This window comes from Tsukamurella sputi (assembly GCF_007858445.1).
Classification (GTDB): Bacteria; Actinomycetota; Actinomycetes; order Mycobacteriales; family Mycobacteriaceae; genus Tsukamurella; species Tsukamurella sputi.
In genome coordinates, this window is record NZ_VIGV01000004.1 from 398,943 (window position 1) to 420,808 (window position 21,866).

Below are 21,866 nucleotides of genomic sequence, written 5' to 3' on the forward strand. Positions count from 1 at the left end.
TCTACTTACCGGCCCGCGAACACCGTGAGATCGGCGAACAGGTCGAACAGTGGCTGGGGGAAGACGCCCAGGGCGATGACCGCGACGACGCCCACAGCGATGGCGAAACCGGTGAGCGGATCCACCCGCGGTACATCGGGCGCGAACTCGTGCGCCGGCGCGAAGTACATCGTCATCAGCACCCGGATGTAGAAGACCGCGGCGAGCGCGCTGGCGAGGACGCCCACCACGACCAGCCATCCGCCGCCCCGCTGCGCCGCCGCAGTGAAGACCGCGAACTTCCCGGCGAAGCCGCCGGTCAGCGGTATCCCGGCGAAGGACAGCAGGAACAGCGCCATCGCTCCGGCGAGGAGGGGGCGGGAGCGGCCCAGCCCGGCCCAGCGCTCCACATCGGTCACCTCGACGGTGCTCCCGTCCGGACGCGTCTCCCGCACCGCCGCCGCGACGGCGAACGCGCCCACGGTGCTGACCCCGTAGACGGCGAGGTAGAAGCAGACCGCGCCGGTGCCGCGGACGGTGCCCGCGAAGACGCCGATGAGCAGGAAACCCGTGTGCGCGATCGCCGAGTACGCCAGGAGGCGCTTGACGTCCGTCTGGGTGACCGCGATGACGGAGCCGACGATCACCGTGACCACGGCGACCGCGGCGATGACGGGGCGCCACGGCACGTCGCGGAAGGCGACCAGCGTGAGCCGCACGATCACGCCGAACGCCGCGATCTTGGTGGCGGCCGCCATGAACGTCGTGACGGGGGTCGGCGCGCCCTGATAGACATCCGGCACCCACGAGTGGAAGGGCACCGCGCCCACCTTGAACAGCAGGCCGACCCCGATCAGAGCGGCGCCGACGGTGCCGAACACCGTGTCCTGCGGGACCGCCGTGATCGACGTGGACCCCGTCGCCGCGAAACGCAGGGCGACACCGAACAGGAGGATCGCCGAGCTGAAAGCACCCAGCAGGAAGTACTTCAGCGCCGCCTCGAGGGGCAGCAGTCCACGACGTTTCGCCAGCGCGCACAGCAGGTACAGCGGCAGGGAGAAGACCTCGAGCGCCACGAACAGCGTCAGCCAGTCCTGCGCCGAGACGAAGGCCAGCATGCCGCCCAGCGCGAACAGCGTCAGGGGAACCGCCTCGGTGTGCGTCAGCGAGTCGTACCGCGCGACCATCAGCGCAAGCGCGGGCAGGGCCGAGATCAGCAGAAGTCCTTGTAGGGCGAGGGAGAGGCCGTCGTCGGCCACCGAACCCGCGAGTACCCCGCGCGGGCGGGACCCGGTGTCCGCGAGCATCGCGACCGTGACCAGCGCCGCGATCACCGCGCCGCCGCTCAGCACCGCATGGATCTTCGCCCGGATCGCGGTGGGCGCGAAGGACTCCACGAGCACTCCGACGATCGCCGCGGCGAAGACGATGATCGCGGGGGCGATGCGCGCGTACTCGATCGACGGCGCCGGGAGCGCGGCGAGCGGGCCGAGTGTCGACGGGTTCATCGCGCGACCTCCGCGACCGTGGGCGAGACGGCGGGATTGATCGCGTCCAGGGCCGGCGCGGGGACGAGGCCCAGGGCGAAGAGGGCCACGACGAGCGGGACCAGAACGAGCAGCTCGTTCGGCCGGGCATCGGCGGAAGCACCCGGTCCGCCCACTCCGCTCCCGGCGCCGAAGGTGCGCTCCACACCGTCCGGTGCCGGGCCGGTGAACATCCGCTGATAGGTCCACAGGACGTACATCGCCGACAGCACGAGCGCGACCACGGAGACGATCGCCGCGACCGCCCACCGCGGGTAGGTGCCCACCACCACGAGAAGCTCGGAGACGAAGGGGCCGAGCCCGGGGAGTGACAGGGTCGCGAGGCCGGCGATCAGGAAGACCGCGCTGAGCTTCGGGGCGCGCGAGAAGACGCCGCCGAAGTCGGCGATCTCCCGGCTGCCGCGCCGAGCCACCAGGATCCCCGCCGTGAGGAACAGTGCGGCGGTCGCGACGCCGTGATTGACCATGTACAGCACCGATCCGGCCTGCGAGTCGCCCGTGCGGGCGAAAACGCCCAGGATGATGAAGCCGAAGTGGCTGATCGACGTGTACGCGATGAGCGACATCACGTCGGACTGCCCGATCGCGAGGATCGCGCCGTAGACGATGCCGATCACGGCGAGCGCCGCGATCCACGGCGCGAACCGGGCGGCCGCGTCCGGGAAGAGGGTGAGGCAGTAGCGGAGCATGGCGAACGTGCCGACCTTGTCGACGATCGCCATCATGAGCACCGCCGTCGGCGGATTCGTCTGCACGGCGGCGCCGGGCAGCCAGGTGTGCAGGGGCCACAGCGGCGCCTTCACCGCGAAGGCGAACAGGAAACCCAGGAACATCAGGTCCTGCGCGAGGCCGGGGCTGGGCCGCGCACCGTCGAGCAGAGCACGCAGGTCGAAGGTGCCGGAGGCCGCGTACAGGCCGACGACGGCGGCGAGCATCACGAGTCCACCGGCGAGGTTGTAGAGCAGGAACTTCACCGCCGCGTGCGCTCGGACCCCGGCATCGCTGCCCGTGCCGCCGAAGCCTGCCAGTAGGAAGTACAGCGGGATCAGCATGGCCTCGAAGACCAGGTAGAACAGCAGTACGTCGGTGGTGACGAAGCTGACCAATACCATCGCCTCGACGGCCAGCGTGAGGGCGACGTAGCGGCCTCCGCGCGTCGACTCCGGACCGGTACCCGCGTCGTTCCACGCCGCGAGGAGCAGGATCGGTAGCAGCGCGGTGGTGAGCAGCACCAGCACCAGCCCGACACCGTCGAGGCCCAGGCGGTACCCCGCCCCGAACGACGGGATCCACGAGTGCGATTCGACGAACTGATAGCCGCCCGCGGTGTCGAAGGCGAACGCCAAACCGATGCCGATCGCCAGCGCAACGAGGGACGCCGCGAGCCCGATCCACCGCGCTGCGCGTGGGATGGCCGCGGCCGCGACGGCGCCGACCGCGGGCGCCGCCCACAGCAGCGTCAGCCAGGGCCCGGTCATGAGAGCCACACCGCCGCGGCGCCGACGAGCACCGCCGTCCCGGCCAGCATGGTCAGCGCGTAGCTCCGCGCGTACCCGGTCTGTGAGCGCCGCAGCAGCAGTGAGCCGACGTGAACGCCCGCGGGAATCGCGTCCACGGCACCGTCGATGCCCTTGCGCTCGGCCACCAGTAAGGCGGCCGTCGCGGCCTGGCCGGGGCGCATGAAGACGGCCTCGTTGAGGGCGTCGCCGTACAGGTCCTTCCTCGCCGCACGGGTCAGCGCGCTCACTGCCGACGGTGCCTCCACGGCCACCTTCCGCGTGGTGCGGACCGCCACCGCCACGCCGATCGCCACCGACGCCAGGACCAGCAGCGTGACCACCCATGCGGGAATCGCGTGGTGCGTCTCGGGCGCGGATCCCACAGCGGGGGCGAGGAAGTCGGCGATCCGGCCGCCGATCACGAGCAGGGCGCCCGCGCCGACGCTGCCCAGCGCCAGCACGATCATGGGCGCCGTCATCACCCGCGGCGACTCGTGCGGATGCGTGCCCTCGCGCCAGCGGGGCGCACCGAAGAAGGTCAGCACCATCACCCTCGTCATGTAGAAGCCGGTGATCCCCGCGCCGAGGATCGCGGCGCCGCCCAGCACGACGCCCCAGAAACCGCCGCGGCCGAGCGCCGCTTCGATGATCCCGTCCTTGGTGAAGAAGCCGGACAGTGGTGGGACGCCGATGATCGCGAGGTAGCCGAAGCCGAAGGTCACCGCGGTGACGGGCATGACCTTCGCCAAGCCGCCGTACCGGCGCATGTCGGTCTCGTCGTCCATCCCGTGCATCACCGAGCCCGCACCGAGGAACAGCCCGGCCTTGAAGCAGCCGTGCGCCAACAGGTGCGCGATGGCCAGCGCGTATCCGGCGGGGCCCAGACCGGCGGCGAGCACCATGTAACCGATCTGGCTCATCGTCGACGCGGCGAGGGCCTTCTTGATGTCGTCCTTCGCGCAGCCGATCACGGCGCCGAAGAGCAGCGTCACCGCGCCCACGGCGAGCACGAAGCCCTGCGCCACCGGCGCCGCCTCGAAGACCGGTCCGGTGCGCACGATGAGGTAGACGCCCGCGGTCACCATCGTCGCGGCGTGGATGAGCGCCGACACCGGGGTGGGACCCTCCATGGCGTCGCCCAGCCAGCTCTGCAGCGGGACCTGGGCGGACTTGGCGCAGGCGGCGAGGAGCAGCAGGAGCCCCAGCCAGGTGACCACGCCCTCGCCGGCCTCACCCGCACGCGGCAGGAAGTCACCGAAGACGGTGGTGCCGAAGGTCGCGAGCGTTACCGCGACCGCCAGGGCCAGACCCATGTCGCCGACGCGGTTGACGATGAACGCCTTCCGCGCCGCCGTCGCGGCGGAGGGCTTGTGCTGCCAGAAGCCGATGAGCAGGTACGAGGCGAGTCCCACTCCCTCCCAGCCGAGGTAGAGCACCACCAGATCGTCGGCCAGCACCAGCACCAGCATCGCGCCGAGGAACAGGTTGAGGTAGCCGAAGAACCGCCGCCGTGCCGGATCCGTCGCCATGTAGCCGATCGAGTAGACGTGGATCAGCGTGCCCACACCGGTGATCAGCAGGGCGAAGCAGATCGAGAGCTGGTCGAGCCGGAACGCCAGGTCGACCGACAGGTCGCCGCCCGAGAACCAGTGGTAGAGCACAGTGTCCACCGATCGGTCCGACGGATCGCGGGCCAGCAGCATCCCGAAGGCGGTGGCCGCGACGACGAACGAGACCGCCGCGACCGCGGTCCCGAACAGGTGCCCCCACGCGTTCGTGCGACGGCCGCCGAGCAGCAGCACCACCGCACCGGCGAGGGGGATCAGCGGCAGTGCCGCGAGAATTCCGGTCACGTCGCTCACCGCCTCAGCAGGTGCGGCTCGTCGACGGAGACGGACCGCCGGACCCGGAAGATCGCGATGATGATCGCCAGGCCCACCACGACCTCGGCGGCGGCCACGACCATCGTGAAGAAGGCCACCACCTGACCCTGCGGTACGGCGTGCATCCGGCCCGCCGTGACCAGCGCCAGGTTGGCGGCGTTGAGCATCAGCTCCACGCACATGAACACGACGATGGCGTTGCGCCGCAGTAGGACACCGGCCGAGCCGATCGCGAACAGCAGCGTGGCCAGGTACAGGTACAGGTGCGGGTTCACGGCGAGACCTCCTCGTCGCGAAGGATCGACGGGACCTCGTCGTCGAGGGAGTTCGCGCGGCCGGGGATCGCCCGACGATGCTCGGGGGAGCGCGGCGTGAGCGTGTGATTGACGGAGTCGGGGGCCGGCGTCCCGTCGGGCAGCAGGCCGGGCAGGTCGACGGCGTTGCCGAGGGCGTAGACGCCGGGGTTGGGGAGTGGGGTGGCGCGGTGGCCTTCGCGGAACCGCCGGATCGACTGCTCCCGCTGCGAGAGCGCGGTCGCGAGCTTCTCCCGGTGTGCCAGGATCATCGCGCCCAGCGTCGCCGTGATGAGGAGCGCCGCGGTGAGCTCGAAGGCCCAGAGGTAGCGCACGAAGACGGTGTCCGCCAGGGCCTCCACGGAGTTGGGCGGATACTCGCCCGACGGCCCGCGCGGCTCCGGTAGGGACGCGCGCGCCACCAGCGCGACGAGCAGCATTCCGAGGGCCAGGCCCGCGACGGCGGCGGCGACCCGGTGCCCGCGCAGCGTTTCGACCAGCGAGTCGGAGGAATCGACGCCCACCAGCATGACGACGAACAGGAAGAGCATCATCACCGCGCCCGTGTACACCACGATCTGCACGACGCCCAGGAAGGTGGCGCCCTGTGCGATGTAGGCGATCGCCAGCAGGATCATCGTGGCGGCCAGGCACAGCGCCGAGTACACGGCCTTCGACGCGAGCACGACGCCGAGCGCGAACAGCACGGCCGGGACCGCCACGATCCAGAACGCCCACTCCTCGCCGGTCACGAATCCACCTCGCCCCGGTAGTAGTCGGCGGCGGTGAGTCCCTCGCGCATCGGGTGGGGCGGCGGGACCTCGCCCTCGTGGAGCGGCGCGAGCAGATCGTCCTTGTCGTAGATCAGCGCCCCGCGGTCGCGGTCCGCCATCTCGTAGTCGTCGGTCATCGTGAGCGCTCGTGTGGGGCAGGCCTCCACGCAGAGTCCGCAGCCGATGCACCGCAGGTAGTTGATCTGGTACGTCCGTCCGTACCGTTCGCCGGGCGAGTACCGCTCCTCGTCGGTGTTGTCCGCGCCCTCCACGTAGATCGCGTCCGCGGGGCAGCTCCACGCGCACAGCTCGCAGCCGATGCACTTCTCGAGGCCGTCGGCGTACCTGTTCAGCTGGTGCCGGCCGTGGTACCGGCCCGCGACGGGCGACCGCTGCTCCGGATAGTTCTCGGTGACGGGCTTGCTGAACATGGTCCGCAGGGTCACACCGAATCCGGCGAGTCCGAGGGGATCAGCCATGGGACGCCTCCTTCGCTTGCGCGTCGCTCGGCAGGGCGCGCCGGGCGGGCTCGGACAGGTACTGACCGGGCATGGGCGGCACGGGGAATCCGCCGGCCATCGGGTCGAAGGGCAGCGAGAAGGTCGCCGGATCAGGCCCGGGCTCGGGCGCCTTCTGCCGACGGTGCCGCACCACCAGGACGGCGAACACCGCCAGAGTGAAGAGCAGCGAGACGGCGGCGGCGAGCACCGTCGTCGAGTGCCCGGCGAGCGCGAACGCCTGCACGGCCCCGGCGACGAGGATCCAGGCGAGCGCGGTGGGGATGAGCAGTTGCCAGCCGAAGCGCATGAACTGGTCGTACCGCAGGCGCGGCAGCGTGGTGCGCAGCCAGATGAAGGCGAACAGGAAGCACCAGACCTTGCCCACGAACCAGACCACCGGCCACCAGCCTGAATTCGCTCCCTCCCACATGTTCAGCGGCCAGGGCGCGTGCCAGCCGCCCAGGAACAGGGTGGTGGCGAGCGCGGAGACGGTGGTCATGTTCACGTACTCGGCGAGCATGAACATCGCGAATTTCAGTGAGCTGTACTCGGTGTGGAAGCCGCCCACCAGCTCGCCCTCGGCCTCGGGGAGGTCGAAGGGCGCGCGGTTGGTCTCGCCGACCATCGAGACCACGTAGACGACGAAGGAGGGGAGCAGGAGGAAGACGTACCAGGTGCCCTCCTGCCGGGAGACGATGCCCGACGTGGCCATGGTGCCCGCGTACAGGAAGACGGCAGCGAAGGAGAGGCCCATGGCGACCTCGTAGCTGATCACCTGCGCGGTGGAACGCAGGCCGCCGAGCAGGGGGTAGGTGGAGCCGGACGACCACCCCGCCAGCACGATCCCGTACACGCCGATACTCGTGATCGCGAGGATGTACAACACCGCCACCGGAAGGTCGGTGAGCTGCAGCGGCGTCCGCGTGCCGAACACCGAGACCTGCGGTCCGAAGGGGATCACGGCGAAGGCCATGAACGCGGGAATGGTCGCGATGATCGGGGCGAGCAGATAGACGGGCTTGTCGACGCCGTTCGGCGTGATGCCCTCCTTGAGCGCCAGCTTGATCCCGTCGGCGAGCGACTGCAGGATGCCGAAGGGGCCCACGCGGTTCGGACCGTACCGGTGCTGCATCCGCGCCATCACCTTGCGTTCGACCAGGATCGCTGCGAGCACCGTCAGTACCAGGAAGGCGAAGATGGCGATGGCCTTGACCAGGATCAGCCACCACGGATCGCGGCCGAAGGCGGAGAGATCGACGGGCTCGTGCGGGCCGAGGGCGAGCGTCATCGCGCCACCCCGATCCCGACCACGGCGCCCCACCCGACGCCGAGCGTCTCGCCGACGGTACTGCCGGGCGAGTTGCGGGGGATCCACACCACGCCGTCGGGCATGGCGGTCACCGCGAGCGGCAAAGTGATCGCACCGCGGGCGGTGGAGACGGTGACGGGAGTGCCGTCCGCGGCCAGGATCCGGGCTGCGGTGCTCGCCGACATCCGGGCGACGGGGCGGCGAGCGGTGGCCGCGAGGTCGGCTTCGCCGTCCTGCCCGCGGCCCAGGTCGAGCAGCTGGCGCCAGGTCGCGAGGACGGCTTCGCCGTCACCGGGGACGCCGATGACGCCGGGCCGGGCGCTGACGGGGCGCCGCGGTGTGCGCACGGTGCCGAGCGTGCGCAGGGCGGCAGCGGCACCGTCGGAATCGGTGAAGCCGAGGTCGGCGCGCATGGCCTGCGCGAGGACGGCGAGCACCCGTGCGTCCGCCAGGGCGCCGGGCGACGGGAGTGCCGCGGAGAAGGAGCGCATCCGTCCCTCCCAGTTGCGGAAGGTGCCCGCCCGCTGCGCGACGGTGGCGACGGGCAGGACCACGTCGGCGCGAGCGGTGACCTCGGATTCCCGCTGTTCGAGGCTGACCACGAAGGCGGCGTCGAGGGCGCGGCGGGCGGCATCGGGATCGGGGAGGTCCGCGACGTCGACGGCTCCGCAGACCAGCGCGGCGAGGTCTCCCGCGGCCGCGGCGGCGAGGATGCCCGCGGTGTCGCGTCCCGGTCCCTCGGGGACGGGGGCACGCCAGAACGCCTCCATCTCGGTCCGGTGGGCGAGGTCGACGGTGAGGCGGCCGCCCGGGAGAGCCCCGGACAGCGCGCCCGCGGCGATCGCCCCGGGTTCGCCTGCGCGGCGGGGGATCCAGGCGAGACGGGCGTCCGCCGCGTCCGCGAGTGCGACGGCCGCCGCGAGTGCACCGGGGGGCTCGGCGAGCCGTTCACCGACGAGGATGACCGCTCCGGGGGCGGCGAGGAGCTCCACGAGCGCGGGATCGGCCAGCGCGGCCGCTTCGCCGCCGGGTGTGCAGGCGATCAGCTCGCCGCTCAGTCGCGACAGACCACGCGAGGCGAACGGAGCGATGGACAGGACCCGGGTGCCGCCCGCGCGCACCGACTTCCGCAGCCGCAGGTGGACGATGGGCGATTCCTCCTCCGGCTCGAAGCCGGCGAGGAGCACGACGGGCGCGCTCTCGAGGTCCGCGTACGTCACGTCGCCCGCCGCACCCGAGGTGAGGAAGGCGGTCTCCTCGGCGCTGTGCGGCCGGATCCGGAAGTCGATGTCGTTGGTGCGCAGCGCGATGCGCGCGAACGCGGAGTAGGCGTACAGGTCCTCGACGGTGCCGCGGCCCCCGGCGAGGACGCCGGCCGCACTGCCCGTCAGTCCGCGGGCGGCGGCCGCGACGGCCTCGGGCCACGACGCGGGGGCGAGCACACCGTCGGCGCCGCGCACGAGCGGCGTGGTCAGCCGGTCCGGCTGCGTCGCATAGGCGAAGGCCCACCGGCCCTTGTCGCAGTTCCACTCCTCGTTGACCGCCGGATCGTCGCCGGCCAGGCGTCGCAGCACCTCGCCGCGGCGGTGATCCACGCGCAGGCCGCAGCCGCTGGCGCAGTGCTCGCAGGCCGACGGGGTGGAGGTCAGGTCGAACGGGCGGGCGCGGAACCGATAGGTGGTGTTGGTGAGCGCACCCACGGGACAGATCTGCACCGTGTTGCCGGAGAAATAGGAATCCAGGGGCTGATCGCCCGCGACGCCCACCTGCTGCAGTGCACCGCGATCCATCAGCTCGATGAAGTCGTCGCCCGCGATCTCGTCCGAGAAGCGCGTGCACCGGGCGCACAGCACGCACCGCTCGCGGTCGAGCACGATCTCGGCCGACAGCGGGATCGGCTTGGGGTAGGTGCGCTTGTCGGCGGCGGGGAAGCGCGAGACGGCGCGGCCGGCGGACATGGCCTGGTTCTGCAGCGGGCATTCGCCGCCCTTGTCGCACACCGGACAGTCCAGCGGATGGTTCACCAGCAGCAGTTCCATCACACTGCGCTGCGCACCGGCCGCAGCGACGGACGTGGCCTGCGTGCGCACCACCATGCCCTCGGTCACCGTCGTGGTGCAGGAGGCGAGCGGCTTGCGCTGCCCCTCGACATCCACCAGGCACTGCCGGCAGGCGCCCGCAGGGGCGAGCAGCGGATGATCGCAGAAGCGGGGGATGGCGATCCCGAGCTGTTCGGCGGCGCGGATCACCAGAGTGCCGTCGGGGACCTCGATCTCGATGCCGTCGATACTCGCCTTGACCGTCACAGCGCACCTCCCGACACGGGCGCCTCGCGCATCGAAGCCGCGGGATCGAAGGGGCAGCCGCCCTCCGCGACGTGCCGCTCGTACTCCTCGCGGAAGTACTTCAGTGACGACTGGATGGGGCTCGCGGCGCCGTCGCCGAGCGCGCAGAAGGCCTTGCCGAGCACGCCGTCGGCCACGTCGGCGAGTGTGTCCAGATCCTCCGCGCGGCCCTCGCCCTCCTCGAGCCGGCGCAGCAGCCGCACCAGCCAATACGTGCCCTCGCGGCACGGCGTGCACTTGCCGCACGACTCGTGCGCGTAGAACTCGAGCCAGCGCAGCACCGCCCGCACCACGCAGACGGTGTCGTCGAAGATCTGCAGCGCCTTGGTGCCCAGCATCGAGCCCGCGCCCGCGACACCCTCGTAGTCGAGCGGGACGTCGAGGTGTTCGGCGGTGAGCAGCGGCGTGGACGATCCGCCCGGGGTCCAGAACTTCAGCTCGTGTCCCGGGCGCACCCCGCCCGCCAGCTCCAGCATCTCGCGGAGGGTGACGCCGAGCGCCGCTTCGTACTGGCCGGGCCGCACGACGTGCCCGGACACCGAGTACAGCGTGAACCCGGGGGATTTCTCACTGCCCATGGTCGTGAACCACTCCGCCCCGTTGGCCAGTATGGCGGGGACGCTGGCGATCGACTCGACGTTGTTCACGCACGTGGGCGAGGCGTAGAGCCCCGCGACCGCGGGGAAGGGCGGGCGCAGGCGGGGCTGGCCGCGGCGGCCCTCCAGGGAGTCCAGCAGCGCCGTCTCCTCGCCGCAGATGTACGCGCCGGCGCCGCCGTGCACCACGAGCTCCAGGCTGAATCCGCTGGGGCCCATGGCCTTACCCAGGTAACCCGCCGCGTACGCCTCGGCGACGGCGGCGCGCAACCGTCGCTGCACGCCGAGCACCTCGCCGCGCACGTAGATGAACGCCTGATTCGCGCGGATGGCGTAGGAGGCGATGATCACGCCCTCCACGAGGGTGTGCGGTGTGGCGAACATCAGCGGCATGTCCTTGCACGTGCCCGGCTCGGACTCGTCGGCGTTCACCACGAGGTAGTGCGGCTTGTCGGCCCCGGGCTTCGGTGCCTCGCCCTCGCGCATCTGGGGGATGAAGCTCCACTTCAGCCCCGTCGGGAAACCCGCGCCGCCGCGGCCGCGCAGGCCGGCGTCCTTGACCAGCGCGATCACGTCGTCCGGCGTCATCGTGAGAGCCCGCTCCAGCCCCTGGTAGCCGCCCGCGGCGCGGTAGGAGTGCAAGGTCCACGGCTCGGGGTCGCCCCAGTGGGCGGAGAGGACGGGGGTCAGCTGCGCGGTCATGACTGCGCCTCCCGGAACGCCTGCAGACCGGCCATCGTCGGGGCGCCGCCGGCACCGGAGGCCGACACGGCACCGGGGCGCTCGTCGTCGAAACCGGCGAGGAGACGGGCCGTCTCGCGGAAGGTGCCGAGCGGCGCGCCGCGCGTCGGCGACGGCGGTCGTCCGGACCGGAGCGCATCCACGAGGTCGCGGGCGCTCGCGACGGTCTGGTCGTCGAAGAACTCCCAGTTGACCATGATGACGGGGGCGTAGTCGCACGCCGCGTTGCACTCGATCCGCTCCACGGTGACCTTCCCGTCGGGCGTGGTTCCGCCCGGGGCGATACCGAGATGCTCGCACAGCGAGGAGAGGATCGCGTCCCCGCCGAGGACGGCGCACAACGTGGTGGTGCACACGCCCACCAGGTACTCGCCGGTGGGGCCGCGCCGGTACATCGAGTAGAAGGTGGCCACGGACACCACCTCCGCCGCGGTGAGGTCCAGCGCCGCCGCGCAGAATTCGATGCCGGCGGGGGTGATGTAGCCGTCCTCCGATTGCACCAGGTGCAGCAGCGGCAGCAGCGCCGATCGCTTCTCGGGGTACCGCGCGATGAGCTGCTCGGCGTCCGCCGCCAGGCGCTCGGCGACCGCGGCCGGGTACTCGGTGGGCGCGCCGGGGCGGTACAGCTGCACGGCCTCCTGCGGCCGCGCGCCGAATTCGAGGAAGACGGGGTCAGTCATCGGTCCACGCCTCCCATCACCGGGTCGATGCTCGCCACCGCCGCGATCACGTCCGAGACCATGCCGCCCTCGCACATCGCCGCCACCGCCTGCAGATTCGTGAACGACGGGTCGCGGAAGTGCACCCGGTAGGGGCGCGTTCCGCCGTCGCTGACCGCGTGCACCAGCAGTTCGCCGCGCGGCGCTTCGACCGAGGCCGCGACCTGCCCGGGTGGGACCGCGAAGCCCTCGGTGACCAGCTTGAAGTGGTGGATGAGCGATTCCATGGATTCGCCCATGATCTCGGCGATGTGCGCGCGTGAGTTGCCGAGCCCGTCGGACCCGACGGTGAGGTCGGCGGGCCAGCCGAGGCGGGCGTCGTCGATCATCACCGGCCCCGGCGCGAGCTTGTCGAGGCACTGCTCGACGATGCGCAGCGACTGGCTCATCTCGAGCACGCGGATCAGGTACCGGCCGTAACAGTCGCAGCCGGTGTCGGTGACCACGTCGAACTCGTAGTCCTCGTAGCCGCAGTAGGGCTCGCTGCGCCGGAGGTCGTGCGGGAGACCGGTGGAGCGCAGCACGGGACCGGTGACGCCGAGTGCCATGCAGCCCGTGAGGTCGAGGTAGCCGATTCCCTTGGTGCGGGCGATCCAGATCGGATTGCCGGTGAGCATCGAGGACATGCCGGCGAGTTGCTTCGGCAGTGTTCTCAGGAGGTTCCGGATCTGGGGAATTGCCTCGTCGGGCAGGTCGGCCGCGACGCCGCCGGGCCGGATGTAGGCGTGGTTCATCCGCAACCCGGTGATCGTCTCGAAGACGTCGAGGATCTGCTCCCGGATCTCGAATCCCTTGAGCATGGGCGAGACCGCGCCGAGTTCCATGCCGCCCGTGGCCAGCGCGACGAGGTGGCTGGTGATCCGGTTCAGCTCCATCAGCAGCACGCGGATCACGGTGGCGCGGGCGGGGATCTCCTCGGTGATGCCGAGCAGCTTCTCCACCGCCAGGCAGTAGGCCGCCTCGTTGAACAGAGGCGCAAGGTAGTCCATCCGCGTCACGAAGGTGGTGCCCTGCGTCCAGGTGCGGAACTCCAGGTTCTTCTCGATGCCGGTGTGCAGGAAACCGATCCCGCACCGGGCCTCGGTCACCGTCTCCCCGTCGAGTTCGAGGATCAGGCGCAGCACGCCGTGCGTGGACGGGTGCTGCGGGCCCATGTTCACCACGATCCGCTCCTGGCCGATCGCGTCCGCCGCGATCGCGTCCCAGTCGGATCCCATCGCCGTGAACTCGCTGTAGTCGGTGGTCACGAGTACGACCTCCGGGAGTCGGGGGCGGATACCTCGGCGCCGTGAAACTGAACTCCGATGCCGCCCAGGGGGTAGTCCTTGCGCTGCGGGTGGCCCTCCCAATCGTCCGGCATCTCGATCCGGGTGAGCGACGGGTGCCCGTCGAAGACGATGCCGAAGAAGTCGTAGGTCTCGCGCTCGTGCCAGTCCGTCGTGGGGTAGACGGGGAAGAGTGACGGAACATGCGGATCCGCTTCGGGGCAGGAGGTTTCGAGCCGAAGTCGCCGCCCGTGCGTGATCGACTGCAGGTGGGTCACCGCGCGCAGCTCCGCGCCGGTGTCCTCGGGGAAGTGCACGCCCGACGTGCCCAGGCACATCTCGAAACGGAGACCGGGGTCGTCGCGCAGCAGTCGTGCCACCGCCACCAGGTGCTCGCGCGGAACGCGCAGGGTCACTTCGCCGCGATGCACCGTGACCGTGCGGACAGCCTCCGCGAAGTCCGGCGCACCGCCGGCCTCGGCCAGGGCGCTTCGCAGCCGCGCGAGCACCGCGTCGTATCCCGCGGGCGGGGCTTCCTCGCCGGGCCCGGGCATGACCACGGGCCGGCGGATCCGGCCGTAGCCCGAGGTGTCACCCGTGCCGCCGCCGAACATCCCGGTGCGCGTGCGCACCACGTCGGGCTGCGGCGCCGCGGGTTCGGCGGCGCCGCCGGACGCGGGCAGCTCGGGGGAGTCGGTCATCGCAGCAGGCCCTTGAACTCGATGGTGGGGCGCGCGGCCATCGCCGCCTCCTCCGCGGCGCGGCGAGCGGCCTCGCGGTTGACGCCCATCGGCGTCTCGGCCACCTTCTCGTGCAGCGCCAGTAGTGCGTTGAGCAGCATCTCCGGCCGGGGCGGACATCCGGGGAGGTAGATGTCCACCGGCACCACGTGGTCGACGCCCTGCACCACGGCGTAGTTGTTGAACATGCCGCCCGAACTGGCGCAGACCCCCATGGCCAGGACCCATTTCGGCTCGGCCATCTGGTCGTAGACCTGCCGCAGCACCGGTGCCATCTTCTGGCTGACGCGGCCCGCGACGATCATCAGATCCGCCTGGCGGGGCGAGGCGCGGAAGGCCTCCATGCCGAACCGGGCGATGTCGAAGCGCGGGCCGGTGGTCGCCATCATCTCGATCGCGCAGCAGGCCAGGCCGAACGTGGCCGGCCACAGCGATCCCTTCCGCGCGTACCCCGCCACCACCTCCAGGGTCGAGAGCAGGAAGCCGCCCGGAACCTTGTCCTCTAGTCCCAACTGAGTCCCCCTCGTCGCCATTCGTAGGCGTAGGCGACGGTGACGTTCACCAGGAACAGGGCCATCGCGAGCAGGCCGTAGGTGCCCAGGACGTCGAAGTGCACGGCCCACGGATAGAGGAACACGATCTCGATGTCGAAGATGATGAAGAGCATCGCCGTCAGGTAGAACTTCACCGGGAAGCGTCCACCGCCCGAAGCCGGGGTCGGCGAGGGGTCGATACCGCATTCGTAGGCCTCGAGCTTCGCGCGGTTGATCCGGCGCGGCCCCACGAACCGGGCGACACCGACGGAGAACACCGCGAAGGCGGCCGCGATCGCTCCGAGTACCAGGATCGGCACGTACAGGTTCACGGCGATGCTCCCTCCGCGGTGTGTGCGAATTCCCATTCAGCAGAACCGGTTAGGCTCCCCTGAGTGAAGTTGTGAGCTACATCACAACTATATGTCCCGGCGTGATTCGGGGTGGGGTTTTGGGGCGAGCGTGTCTGTTCTTCAGAGCGTCGCGGTCGCGAGGAGTCGGCCCGCGGCGCCGGCCAGCTCGAACGGATCGAGGGGGTGGCTCACCCAGTAGTCCGCCTGGGACCAGCGTGCCAGCCAGCCGTCGGCGCGGCGGGCCGTGATCACCAGGAGCGGCGGGCACGGCTCGATCTCGTCGCGCACCTGCCGCGCGAGGCCCATGCCACCCGCGGGGGCCGCCTCGCCGTCGAGCACGACGAGGGCCACGCCGCCCTCGTCGAGGCGGGCGATCACGGCCGGCGCGGTCGCGGCCTCGAGGATCCTGATCGGGGGTCTGTCCGGCGCAGGGCGTGTGCCCAGGGCCGCCGTGATCTCCGCGCGGTGTCGCGCGTTGGAGCTGTAGACGAGGACGAGCGGGGCTGCGCCGGTCATGGCCCCACGATAGGTTTCCGCTCGCGGCTACGAGGCCGTTTGCGGGTAGTGCCGCGCCGCCACGTCCGGATGCGCGCGCAGACGGCTCTTCCACGCGTTCTCGCCGTAGGTCGCGAAGATCGGGTTCTCCGGGTCGACGGTGACGCCCGTTCGCAGGTCCGCGGGGAGCGGCAGGTGCGGCATCCGCGCGGTCACGGCGGGATTGAAGAAGTAGGGCACCGAGATCCGGTCGGCGCCCGTGCTGCGGTTCACGACGCGGTGCTCGGTCGCGTGCAGGTAGCCGTCCGTTCCGACCTCCAGCATCTCGCCGATGTTGACGATGAAGGCGCCCGGGAGCGGCGGCACGTCGACCCACGTCTCGGCCCCGGGCGGCAGCACCTGCAGCCCCTCCGATTCGGGATCGACGAGCAGCAGGGTCAGCACGCCCGAGTCCTTGTGCGCGCCCACGCCCTGGTCCGAATCGGTCCCCGCCGGATAGCGAACCACCTTGATCAGCGTGGCCGGCCGATCCGCGAAGGCCTCGTCGAAGACGTGCGGATCGGCGCCCAGCGATCGTGCCCAGGAACGCAGCAGCGCGAGCGAGATCCGCGACAGGTCCGCGTCCCACCGCTCCATGACGGTGCGCAATTCGGGGAGCGCGGCGGGCCACTGGTTCGGGCCGAGGAGGTTCAGGTAGTCCGGGGCCGCCGGATCCTCGCCCGACGGTGCCGGATCCTCCCGTCCGAGGTCGATCTGTTCCCGCCAGTCGACCGCGCCGCGCGTGAGCTCGCCGCCGAGGCGGGTGTAGCCGCGGAAGTGAGGGGATTCGATCATGGCGATGGCGTCCTTCTCGGCCTGCGGCAGGGCGAAGAAGGCGCGCGCGACGGACAGCACCTCGTCGATGCGCTGTGACGGCAGGCCGTGCCCGGTCAGGTAGAAGAAGCCGACGTCGTGCGCGGCGGCCCGGACGGCACCGTCGAACCGCGCGGGGTCGGTGTCGAGGAGGGCGAGGTCGAGCACCGGGATGGACATGACCGCAGGGTAGCGCCGCGGGGCGCCGGTATGAGTAGATCCGATCGGTGTGATCGGGACTTCGTGCGCGCCGGGCTTCGCCTCACGTGCGCCGGGCACTAGGCTGGCGGTCGAGTTGCCCCCGAGCTCGGCCAGTGCATAAGGAGAGACCGTGTCCGAAATCATCCAGGTAGGCGCCCGCGAGATCCTCGACTCCCGTGGCAACCCCACGGTCGAGGTCGAGATCGTGCTCGCCGATGGCAGCTTCGCCCGCGCGGCGGTGCCGTCGGGTGCGTCGACCGGTGAGCACGAGGCCGTGGAGCTGCGCGACGGTGGCGATCGCTACCTGGGCAAGGGCGTGACCAAGGCGGTCGAGGGCGTGCTCGAGGTCATCGCGCCCGAGGTGATCGGCATCCCCGCCGACGAGCAGCGCATCATCGACCAGACCCTGCTGGATCTGGACGGCACCCCGGACAAGAGCCGGCTCGGCGCGAACGCGCTGCTCGGTGTCTCGCTCGCCGCCGCGAAGGCCGCCGCCGAGTCCGCTGCGCTGCCCCTGTTCCGCTACCTGGGCGGCCCGAACGCGCACATCCTGCCCGTGCCGATGATGAACATCCTCAACGGTGGCGCGCACGCGGACAGCGGCGTCGACGTGCAGGAGTTCATGGTCGCGCCGATCGGCGCCGAGACCTTCAAGGAGTCGCTGCGCTGGGGCGCCGAGGTCTACCACGCCCTCAAGTCGGTTCTCAAGAGCAAGGGCCTGAACACCGGTCTGGGCGACGAGGGCGGCTTCGCCCCGTCGGTCGCCGGGACGCGGGAGGCGCTCGACCTGATCTCCGAGGCCATCGGCAAGACCGGCCTGAAGCTGGGCACGGACGTCGCGCTCGCGCTCGACGTTGCCGCCACCGAGTTCTACACGCCCGAGGGCTACAAGTTCGAGGGCAAGGTGCTCAGCGCCGCCGAGATGGGCGAGTTCTACCGCGGCCTCGTCGGCGAGTTCCCGCTCGTGTCCATCGAGGACCCGCTGTCGGAGGACGACTGGGAGGGCTGGGTCGACCTCACCGACGCCATCGGCGACAAGGTGCAGCTCGTGGGCGACGACCTGTTCGTCACCAACCCGGAGCGCCTCGAGGACGGCATCGCCCGCGGCGCCGCCAACGCGCTGCTGGTGAAGGTCAACCAGATCGGCACGCTCACCGAGACGCTGGACGCCGTGGCACTGGCCCACAACAACGGCTACAAGTCGATGATGAGCCACCGTTCGGGCGAGACCGAGGACACCACCATCGCCGACCTCGCCGTCGCCGTGGGCAGCGGCCAGATCAAGACCGGCGCGCCCGCGCGTTCGGAGCGGGTCGCGAAGTACAACCAGCTGCTGCGCATCGAGGAGGAGCTGGGCGACGCCGCGCGCTACGCCGGCGACACCGCCTTCCCGCGCTTCGAGTTCACCAGCTGATCGATCGACCGTAGACAGAGCAGAAGGAGCACAGCACAGTGAGCAGCAGGTCCCGCCTCGTGCGAACCCCGTCCGGCGGCGAAGGCCGTGCGGACGGACGGAGCGCGGGGCGGACCGTCGTGCTGTTCCTCGTGCTGTGCGTCCTCGCCCTCACCCTCGCCGTGCCGGTGCGGACGTACATGTCCGAGCAGGCGCGTGAGGAGAAGGTGGCCGCGGAGCACGCGCAGTTGCTGGCCGACATCGCGCGGCTCGAGGAACAGAAGCGGCTGCAGGACGATCCGGAGTACATCAAGGCGCAGGCCAGGATCCGGCTGCAGTACGTGATGCCCGGTGAGACGCCGTACCGCGTGCAGACGCCGGACGCACCGAAGCCCACTCCCGAGCAGGTGGAGGCGGAGCAGTCCAAGCAGAATCCCTGGTACACGAATGTCTGGCGCACGATCGCGGTGCCGCACTGATGAGTGAAGCAGTCGCCCAGGCAGACCTGGACCGAGTCGCCGAGCAGTTGGGGCGCGCCCCGCGCGGCGTCCTCGCCATCGCCTACCGCACCCCCGACGGCGAGCCGGCCGTCGTGAAGACGGCGCCGCGGTTGCCCGACGGCACGCCGTTCCCCACCTTGTACTACCTGACGGATCCCAGGCTCACCGCCGAGGCGAGCCGCCAGGAGAGCGCGGGCGTGATGCGTGAGATGGAGGCGTTGCTCGCCTCCGACGAATCGATCGCCGAGAATTACCGTGCGGCGCACCGGCACTACCTCGAATCCCGGAACGCCCTGGACGATCTCGGGACGGACTTCACCGGTGGCGGTATGCCGGACCGGGTGAAGTGCCTGCACGTGCTCATCGCCTACGCCCTGGCCGAGGGGCCCGGCGTCGTCCGCCTGGGCGACGAGGCCGTCGCGCTCGCCGCAGCCGCGGGCCTGCGCGGCAGTGCGATCCCGGCCGACTGGCCGGAGCCGCAGTTCCCCTGGGGTGGTGAGTGAACGCCCCGGTCGTCGCGGCGATCGATTGCGGTACCAATAGCATTCGCCTCTACGTGGCGCGCTCCACGGGTGCGGGCCTGGAGGAGCTGCACCGCGACATGAGGATCGTCCGGCTGGGCCAGGGCGTCGACGCGACCGGCGAGTTCGCCGCCGACGCGCTCGAGCGGGTGCGGGTCGCGCTCGACGAATACGTCTCCACCGCCCTGGAACTCGGGGCGACGCGGGTGCGCATGGTCGCCACCTCCGCGGCCCGCGATGTCTCCAACCGGGACGCCTTCCTCGCGATCACCGCCGCTGCGCTCGGGCGGATCACGCCCGGCGCCCGTGCCGAGGTGATCGCCGGTACCGAGGAGGCGGAGCTCTCCTTCCGCGGGGCCACCGTCGGGCTGGCCGCTGCCGATCCGACGCTGGTCGTGGACCTCGGGGGCGGCTCGACGGAACTCGTCGTCGGCTCGTCGGGCAGCGTCGCTCACGCCTTCTCCGCCGACATCGGTTGCGTACGGATCACCGAGCGCGCGTTGCACTCCGACCCGCCCACCGCCGCCGAGGTGGCGGAGGCGACCTTCCACATCGACGCCGCGCTGGACGAGGCGGGCTCCGTCGTCCCGCTCGACGGGGTCCGTACCTGGATCGGCGTGGCAGGGACCTTCACCACTCTCGCCGCGCTCGCGCACGGCCTCACCGAATACGATCCGGCCCTGATCCACGGCTCCCGCGTGCCGCTCGGCGACCTCGTCGCGCTGTGCCGTCGGCTGCTGCGGATGACCTCCGCGGAGCGACTGGCGCTCGGCCCGATGCACCCCGGCCGCGCCGACGTGATCGGCGGCGGCGCACTGGTGGCGCTGCGGCTGGCGGAGAGGTTGGCCGCCGTCGGCGTGACGGAACTGGTCGTCTCCGAGCACGACATCCTGGACGGCGTCGCAATGGGCCTCGCGGACGGCGCCGTCTCCGGGAATTAACGCACTGTTGACGAGTTCACAGCTTCGCGGCAGCGCGCGGGGAGGTTTCGTCGCCTAACGTTATGCGCGTACGGCGAAGGGAGTCGGAGATGAAGAACGTTGCTGCAGAGGGTGTCATCGTGGTGCTGGACGGTACCGATGCGACCGCTCGGATGGTCGGCGACCTGTCCTGTTCCGGAACCCGCGTGACCGCGGTGGGAGCGAACTTCCGCGACGTGGTGTCGGTCCTGTCCGGCGACGTCTACGCGCTGGTGGCGGACGTGGCGGATCCCGAGCAGTGGGCGATGGCGATCCGCCGTGCCGAGGCGCGCCACGGTACCGTCGACCGGGTGCTGGACCCGGCCGGCAAGCTCGCCGCCCGCGCCGCCTGACCCGGTTCGGGGGCGATCTCCGGGCTTTCCCGGAGGCGCCTGCGGCCGAGCGGTTCTAGCTTGGGCGCATGACCACGACCGACCCGTCGGTGCCGCGGATCGCGGCGCTCGATGCCCTGCGCGGATTCGCGCTCGGCGGGATCTTCGCGGTGAACATCGCAATCATGGCGAACCCGGCGGGATTCGCGGCGGGGCCGGTGCGGGCCTTCGAGGAGATGTTCCTGCACAACCGCTTCTACGTGCTGTTCTCCTTCCTGTTCGGGTACGCGCTGACCCTGCAGTTCCGGTCCGCTGAGCGTGACGGTGCGAGCCCCACGGCTCGCACCGTCCGTCGGCTGGTGGCGCTGGTCGTGATCGGCGCATTGCATACGGTGTTCCTCTTCACGGGCGACGTCCTTTTCGGCTACGGCGTGATCGGGTTCGCCCTGCTCGCTCTTCGCGGCCTGCGCCCCAGGCCCGCCCTACGGCTCGCCGGTGCCCTGTACGCGGCCTGCCTGGTGCTGTTCGTGGCGCTCACCGTCGGGCGGATGATCCAGTCGCCGCTCGACGCCGCACAGACGGCGACCGAGAACGCCGCCGCACTCGACGCGGTGCGCGCCGGCTGGGGCGAGGCCGCCGCGTACCGGTGGGCGGACGGGGTCGGTCGGCTGGCGCCCACCGTGGTGTTCGGGCTGCTCAACGTGCTGCCGTTGTTCCTCGTCGGGCTGGCGGCAGGAAAGGTCCGCCTGCTGGAGGACCCGGCCCGCTATCTTCCGCACCTGCTGCGGGTGCAGGCGATCGGTTTCGGTCTGGGCCTGCCGCTCTCGGTGCTCCCGGTCCTCCTCCACATCCCGCACACGGAGGCACTCGGCTACGTCTCCGGGCCGTTGCTCGCCGCCGCGTACGCCGCCACCTTCCTGCGGATCCTGCATTCCCGTCCCGCGGTGTCGGAGATCTTCGCTCCGGCTGGGCGCATCAGCGCCAGCGTGTACCTGTCGCAATCGTTGATCGCGGCGATCGCCTTCACCGGTTACGGTTTCGCGCAGGCGGGACGGTGGTCCGACGGGGCCGTACTCGCCTTCGCGGCGATCGTCTTCGCCCTCCAACTGGCGGTCGCGCACTGGTACACGCGGCGGTTCCGGTACGGGCCCGTCGAATGGGTCCTGCGGGTGGCGACCTACGGGGGAACGACCCGAGTACGGGAACACGCCCGCGCCGCGATCAGTGGGCCAGTTTGAGTCCCACGACGCCGCCCACGATCGCCAGGATGCAGACGATCTTGACCAGTGACGCGGATTCGGTGCCGGTGGCCATCGCGTAGATCACGGTCAGGGCCGCGCCGATGCCGACCCACACCGCATATGCGGTGCCGGTGGGGAGGTCGCGCATCGCGTAGGCGAGTCCGGCCATACTCGCGATCAGTGCGACACCGAAGACGATCGACGGGGTGAGCTTCGAAAACCCGTCGGACTTGCCGAGCGCGGTGGCCCAGACGGCCTCGAGAACGCCGGAGACGATCAGAACGATCCATGCCATGA

Annotated in this window: 23 protein-coding genes; 6 read left to right on the plus strand and 17 right to left on the minus strand. The window is 70.8% G+C overall.

Annotated features, from left to right (window positions below):
• Positions 1 to 5: 5 nt before the first annotated feature.
• The 16 genes from nuoN to FK268_RS14925 form a co-directional block, all read right to left on the minus strand.
• On the minus strand, positions 6 to 1,487 hold the full coding sequence (gene nuoN, locus FK268_RS14850; protein ID WP_146435372.1) for an NADH-quinone oxidoreductase subunit NuoN: 1,482 nt from the start codon (positions 1,485 to 1,487) through the stop codon (positions 6 to 8).
• The gene (locus FK268_RS14855) at positions 1,484 to 3,004 is read right to left on the minus strand and encodes an NADH-quinone oxidoreductase subunit M (protein ID WP_146435374.1); all 1,521 of its coding nucleotides are present in this window, start codon (positions 3,002 to 3,004) and stop codon (positions 1,484 to 1,486) included. The genes nuoN and FK268_RS14855 overlap by 4 nt, the downstream gene beginning before the upstream one ends.
• Complete coding sequence (gene nuoL / locus FK268_RS14860) at positions 3,001 to 4,878, minus strand: NADH-quinone oxidoreductase subunit L (RefSeq protein ID WP_146435376.1); 1,878 nt, start codon at positions 4,876 to 4,878, stop codon at positions 3,001 to 3,003. The genes FK268_RS14855 and nuoL overlap by 4 nt, the downstream gene beginning before the upstream one ends.
• Before the next feature lie 5 nt (positions 4,879 to 4,883).
• The gene (gene nuoK / locus FK268_RS14865) at positions 4,884 to 5,183 is read right to left on the minus strand and encodes an NADH-quinone oxidoreductase subunit NuoK (protein WP_146435378.1); all 300 of its coding nucleotides are present in this window, start codon (positions 5,181 to 5,183) and stop codon (positions 4,884 to 4,886) included.
• Positions 5,180 to 5,953, minus strand: coding sequence for an NADH-quinone oxidoreductase subunit J (locus FK268_RS14870; RefSeq protein ID WP_146435380.1), 774 nt, complete (start codon positions 5,951 to 5,953; stop codon positions 5,180 to 5,182). Before FK268_RS14870 ends, nuoK begins: the two co-directional genes overlap by 4 nt.
• Positions 5,950 to 6,453 carry an NADH-quinone oxidoreductase subunit NuoI gene (nuoI, locus tag FK268_RS14875; protein ID WP_146435382.1) on the minus strand — a complete coding sequence of 168 codons (504 nt, stop codon included), beginning with the start codon at positions 6,451 to 6,453 and terminating at the stop codon, positions 5,950 to 5,952. Before nuoI ends, FK268_RS14870 begins: the two co-directional genes overlap by 4 nt.
• Complete coding sequence (nuoH, locus tag FK268_RS14880; protein WP_146435384.1) at positions 6,446 to 7,762, minus strand: NADH-quinone oxidoreductase subunit NuoH; 1,317 nt, start codon at positions 7,760 to 7,762, stop codon at positions 6,446 to 6,448. Before nuoH ends, nuoI begins: the two co-directional genes overlap by 8 nt.
• Positions 7,759 to 10,089, minus strand: a complete 2,331-nt coding sequence (locus FK268_RS14885) for an NADH-quinone oxidoreductase subunit G (protein ID WP_146435386.1) — start codon at positions 10,087 to 10,089, stop codon at positions 7,759 to 7,761. Before FK268_RS14885 ends, nuoH begins: the two co-directional genes overlap by 4 nt.
• A complete protein-coding gene (nuoF, locus tag FK268_RS14890; RefSeq protein WP_146435388.1) occupies positions 10,086 to 11,426 on the minus strand; it encodes an NADH-quinone oxidoreductase subunit NuoF in 1,341 nt (446 codons plus the stop codon). Before nuoF ends, FK268_RS14885 begins: the two co-directional genes overlap by 4 nt.
• Complete coding sequence (gene nuoE / locus FK268_RS14895) at positions 11,423 to 12,145, minus strand: NADH-quinone oxidoreductase subunit NuoE (RefSeq protein ID WP_146435389.1); 723 nt, start codon at positions 12,143 to 12,145, stop codon at positions 11,423 to 11,425. The genes nuoF and nuoE overlap by 4 nt, the downstream gene beginning before the upstream one ends.
• A complete protein-coding gene (locus tag FK268_RS14900; RefSeq protein WP_146435874.1) occupies positions 12,142 to 13,401 on the minus strand; it encodes an NADH-quinone oxidoreductase subunit D in 1,260 nt (419 codons plus the stop codon). Before FK268_RS14900 ends, nuoE begins: the two co-directional genes overlap by 4 nt.
• Positions 13,402 to 13,427: 26 nt before the next feature.
• Positions 13,428 to 14,150, minus strand: coding sequence for an NADH-quinone oxidoreductase subunit C (locus FK268_RS14905; protein WP_146435391.1), 723 nt, complete (start codon positions 14,148 to 14,150; stop codon positions 13,428 to 13,430).
• Positions 14,147 to 14,701 carry a NuoB/complex I 20 kDa subunit family protein gene (locus tag FK268_RS14910; RefSeq protein WP_146435393.1) on the minus strand — a complete coding sequence of 185 codons (555 nt, stop codon included), beginning with the start codon at positions 14,699 to 14,701 and terminating at the stop codon, positions 14,147 to 14,149. Before FK268_RS14910 ends, FK268_RS14905 begins: the two co-directional genes overlap by 4 nt.
• Positions 14,692 to 15,054 (minus strand): NADH-quinone oxidoreductase subunit A, encoded by a 363-nt coding sequence (locus tag FK268_RS14915; RefSeq protein ID WP_146435395.1) that lies wholly within the window; start codon positions 15,052 to 15,054, stop codon positions 14,692 to 14,694. The genes FK268_RS14910 and FK268_RS14915 overlap by 10 nt, the downstream gene beginning before the upstream one ends.
• A 141-nt stretch (positions 15,055 to 15,195) precedes the next feature.
• A complete protein-coding gene (locus FK268_RS14920; RefSeq protein WP_146435397.1) occupies positions 15,196 to 15,591 on the minus strand; it encodes a response regulator transcription factor in 396 nt (131 codons plus the stop codon).
• A 27-nt stretch (positions 15,592 to 15,618) separates the two neighbouring features.
• Positions 15,619 to 16,602 (minus strand): isopenicillin N synthase family dioxygenase, encoded by a 984-nt coding sequence (locus FK268_RS14925; protein WP_146435399.1) that lies wholly within the window; start codon positions 16,600 to 16,602, stop codon positions 15,619 to 15,621.
• Positions 16,603 to 16,753: 151 nt separating this feature from the next.
• Between FK268_RS14925 and eno the strand changes: the two genes are divergently transcribed.
• From eno to FK268_RS14955, 6 genes are all read left to right on the plus strand, one after another.
• On the plus strand, positions 16,754 to 18,037 hold the full coding sequence (gene eno / locus FK268_RS14930) for a phosphopyruvate hydratase (RefSeq protein ID WP_146435401.1): 1,284 nt from the start codon (positions 16,754 to 16,756) through the stop codon (positions 18,035 to 18,037).
• Positions 18,038 to 18,075: 38 nt separating this feature from the next.
• Positions 18,076 to 18,495: an FtsB family cell division protein gene (locus FK268_RS14935; RefSeq protein WP_146435403.1), complete on the plus strand. Its 420-nt coding sequence runs from the start codon at positions 18,076 to 18,078 to the stop codon at positions 18,493 to 18,495.
• On the plus strand, positions 18,495 to 19,019 hold the full coding sequence (locus FK268_RS14940) for a DUF501 domain-containing protein (RefSeq protein ID WP_146435405.1): 525 nt from the start codon (positions 18,495 to 18,497) through the stop codon (positions 19,017 to 19,019). Before FK268_RS14935 ends, FK268_RS14940 begins: the two co-directional genes overlap by 1 nt.
• Positions 19,020 to 19,072: 53 nt before the next feature.
• A complete protein-coding gene (locus FK268_RS14945; RefSeq protein ID WP_269434232.1) occupies positions 19,073 to 19,978 on the plus strand; it encodes a Ppx/GppA phosphatase family protein in 906 nt (301 codons plus the stop codon).
• Between the two features lie 89 nt (positions 19,979 to 20,067).
• Positions 20,068 to 20,349: a hypothetical protein gene (locus FK268_RS14950; protein WP_146435409.1), complete on the plus strand. Its 282-nt coding sequence runs from the start codon at positions 20,068 to 20,070 to the stop codon at positions 20,347 to 20,349.
• A 68-nt stretch (positions 20,350 to 20,417) separates the two neighbouring features.
• Entirely contained in the window at positions 20,418 to 21,566 is a 1,149-nt protein-coding gene (locus FK268_RS14955; RefSeq protein ID WP_146435410.1) for a DUF418 domain-containing protein, read from the plus strand.
• On the opposite strand, the gene FK268_RS14960 is transcribed toward FK268_RS14955, so the two are convergent.
• Positions 21,550 to 21,864 (minus strand): DMT family transporter, encoded by a 315-nt coding sequence (locus FK268_RS14960; protein WP_146435412.1) that lies wholly within the window; start codon positions 21,862 to 21,864, stop codon positions 21,550 to 21,552. The genes FK268_RS14955 and FK268_RS14960 overlap by 17 nt on opposite strands.
• Between the last annotated feature and the right edge of the window lie 2 nt (positions 21,865 to 21,866).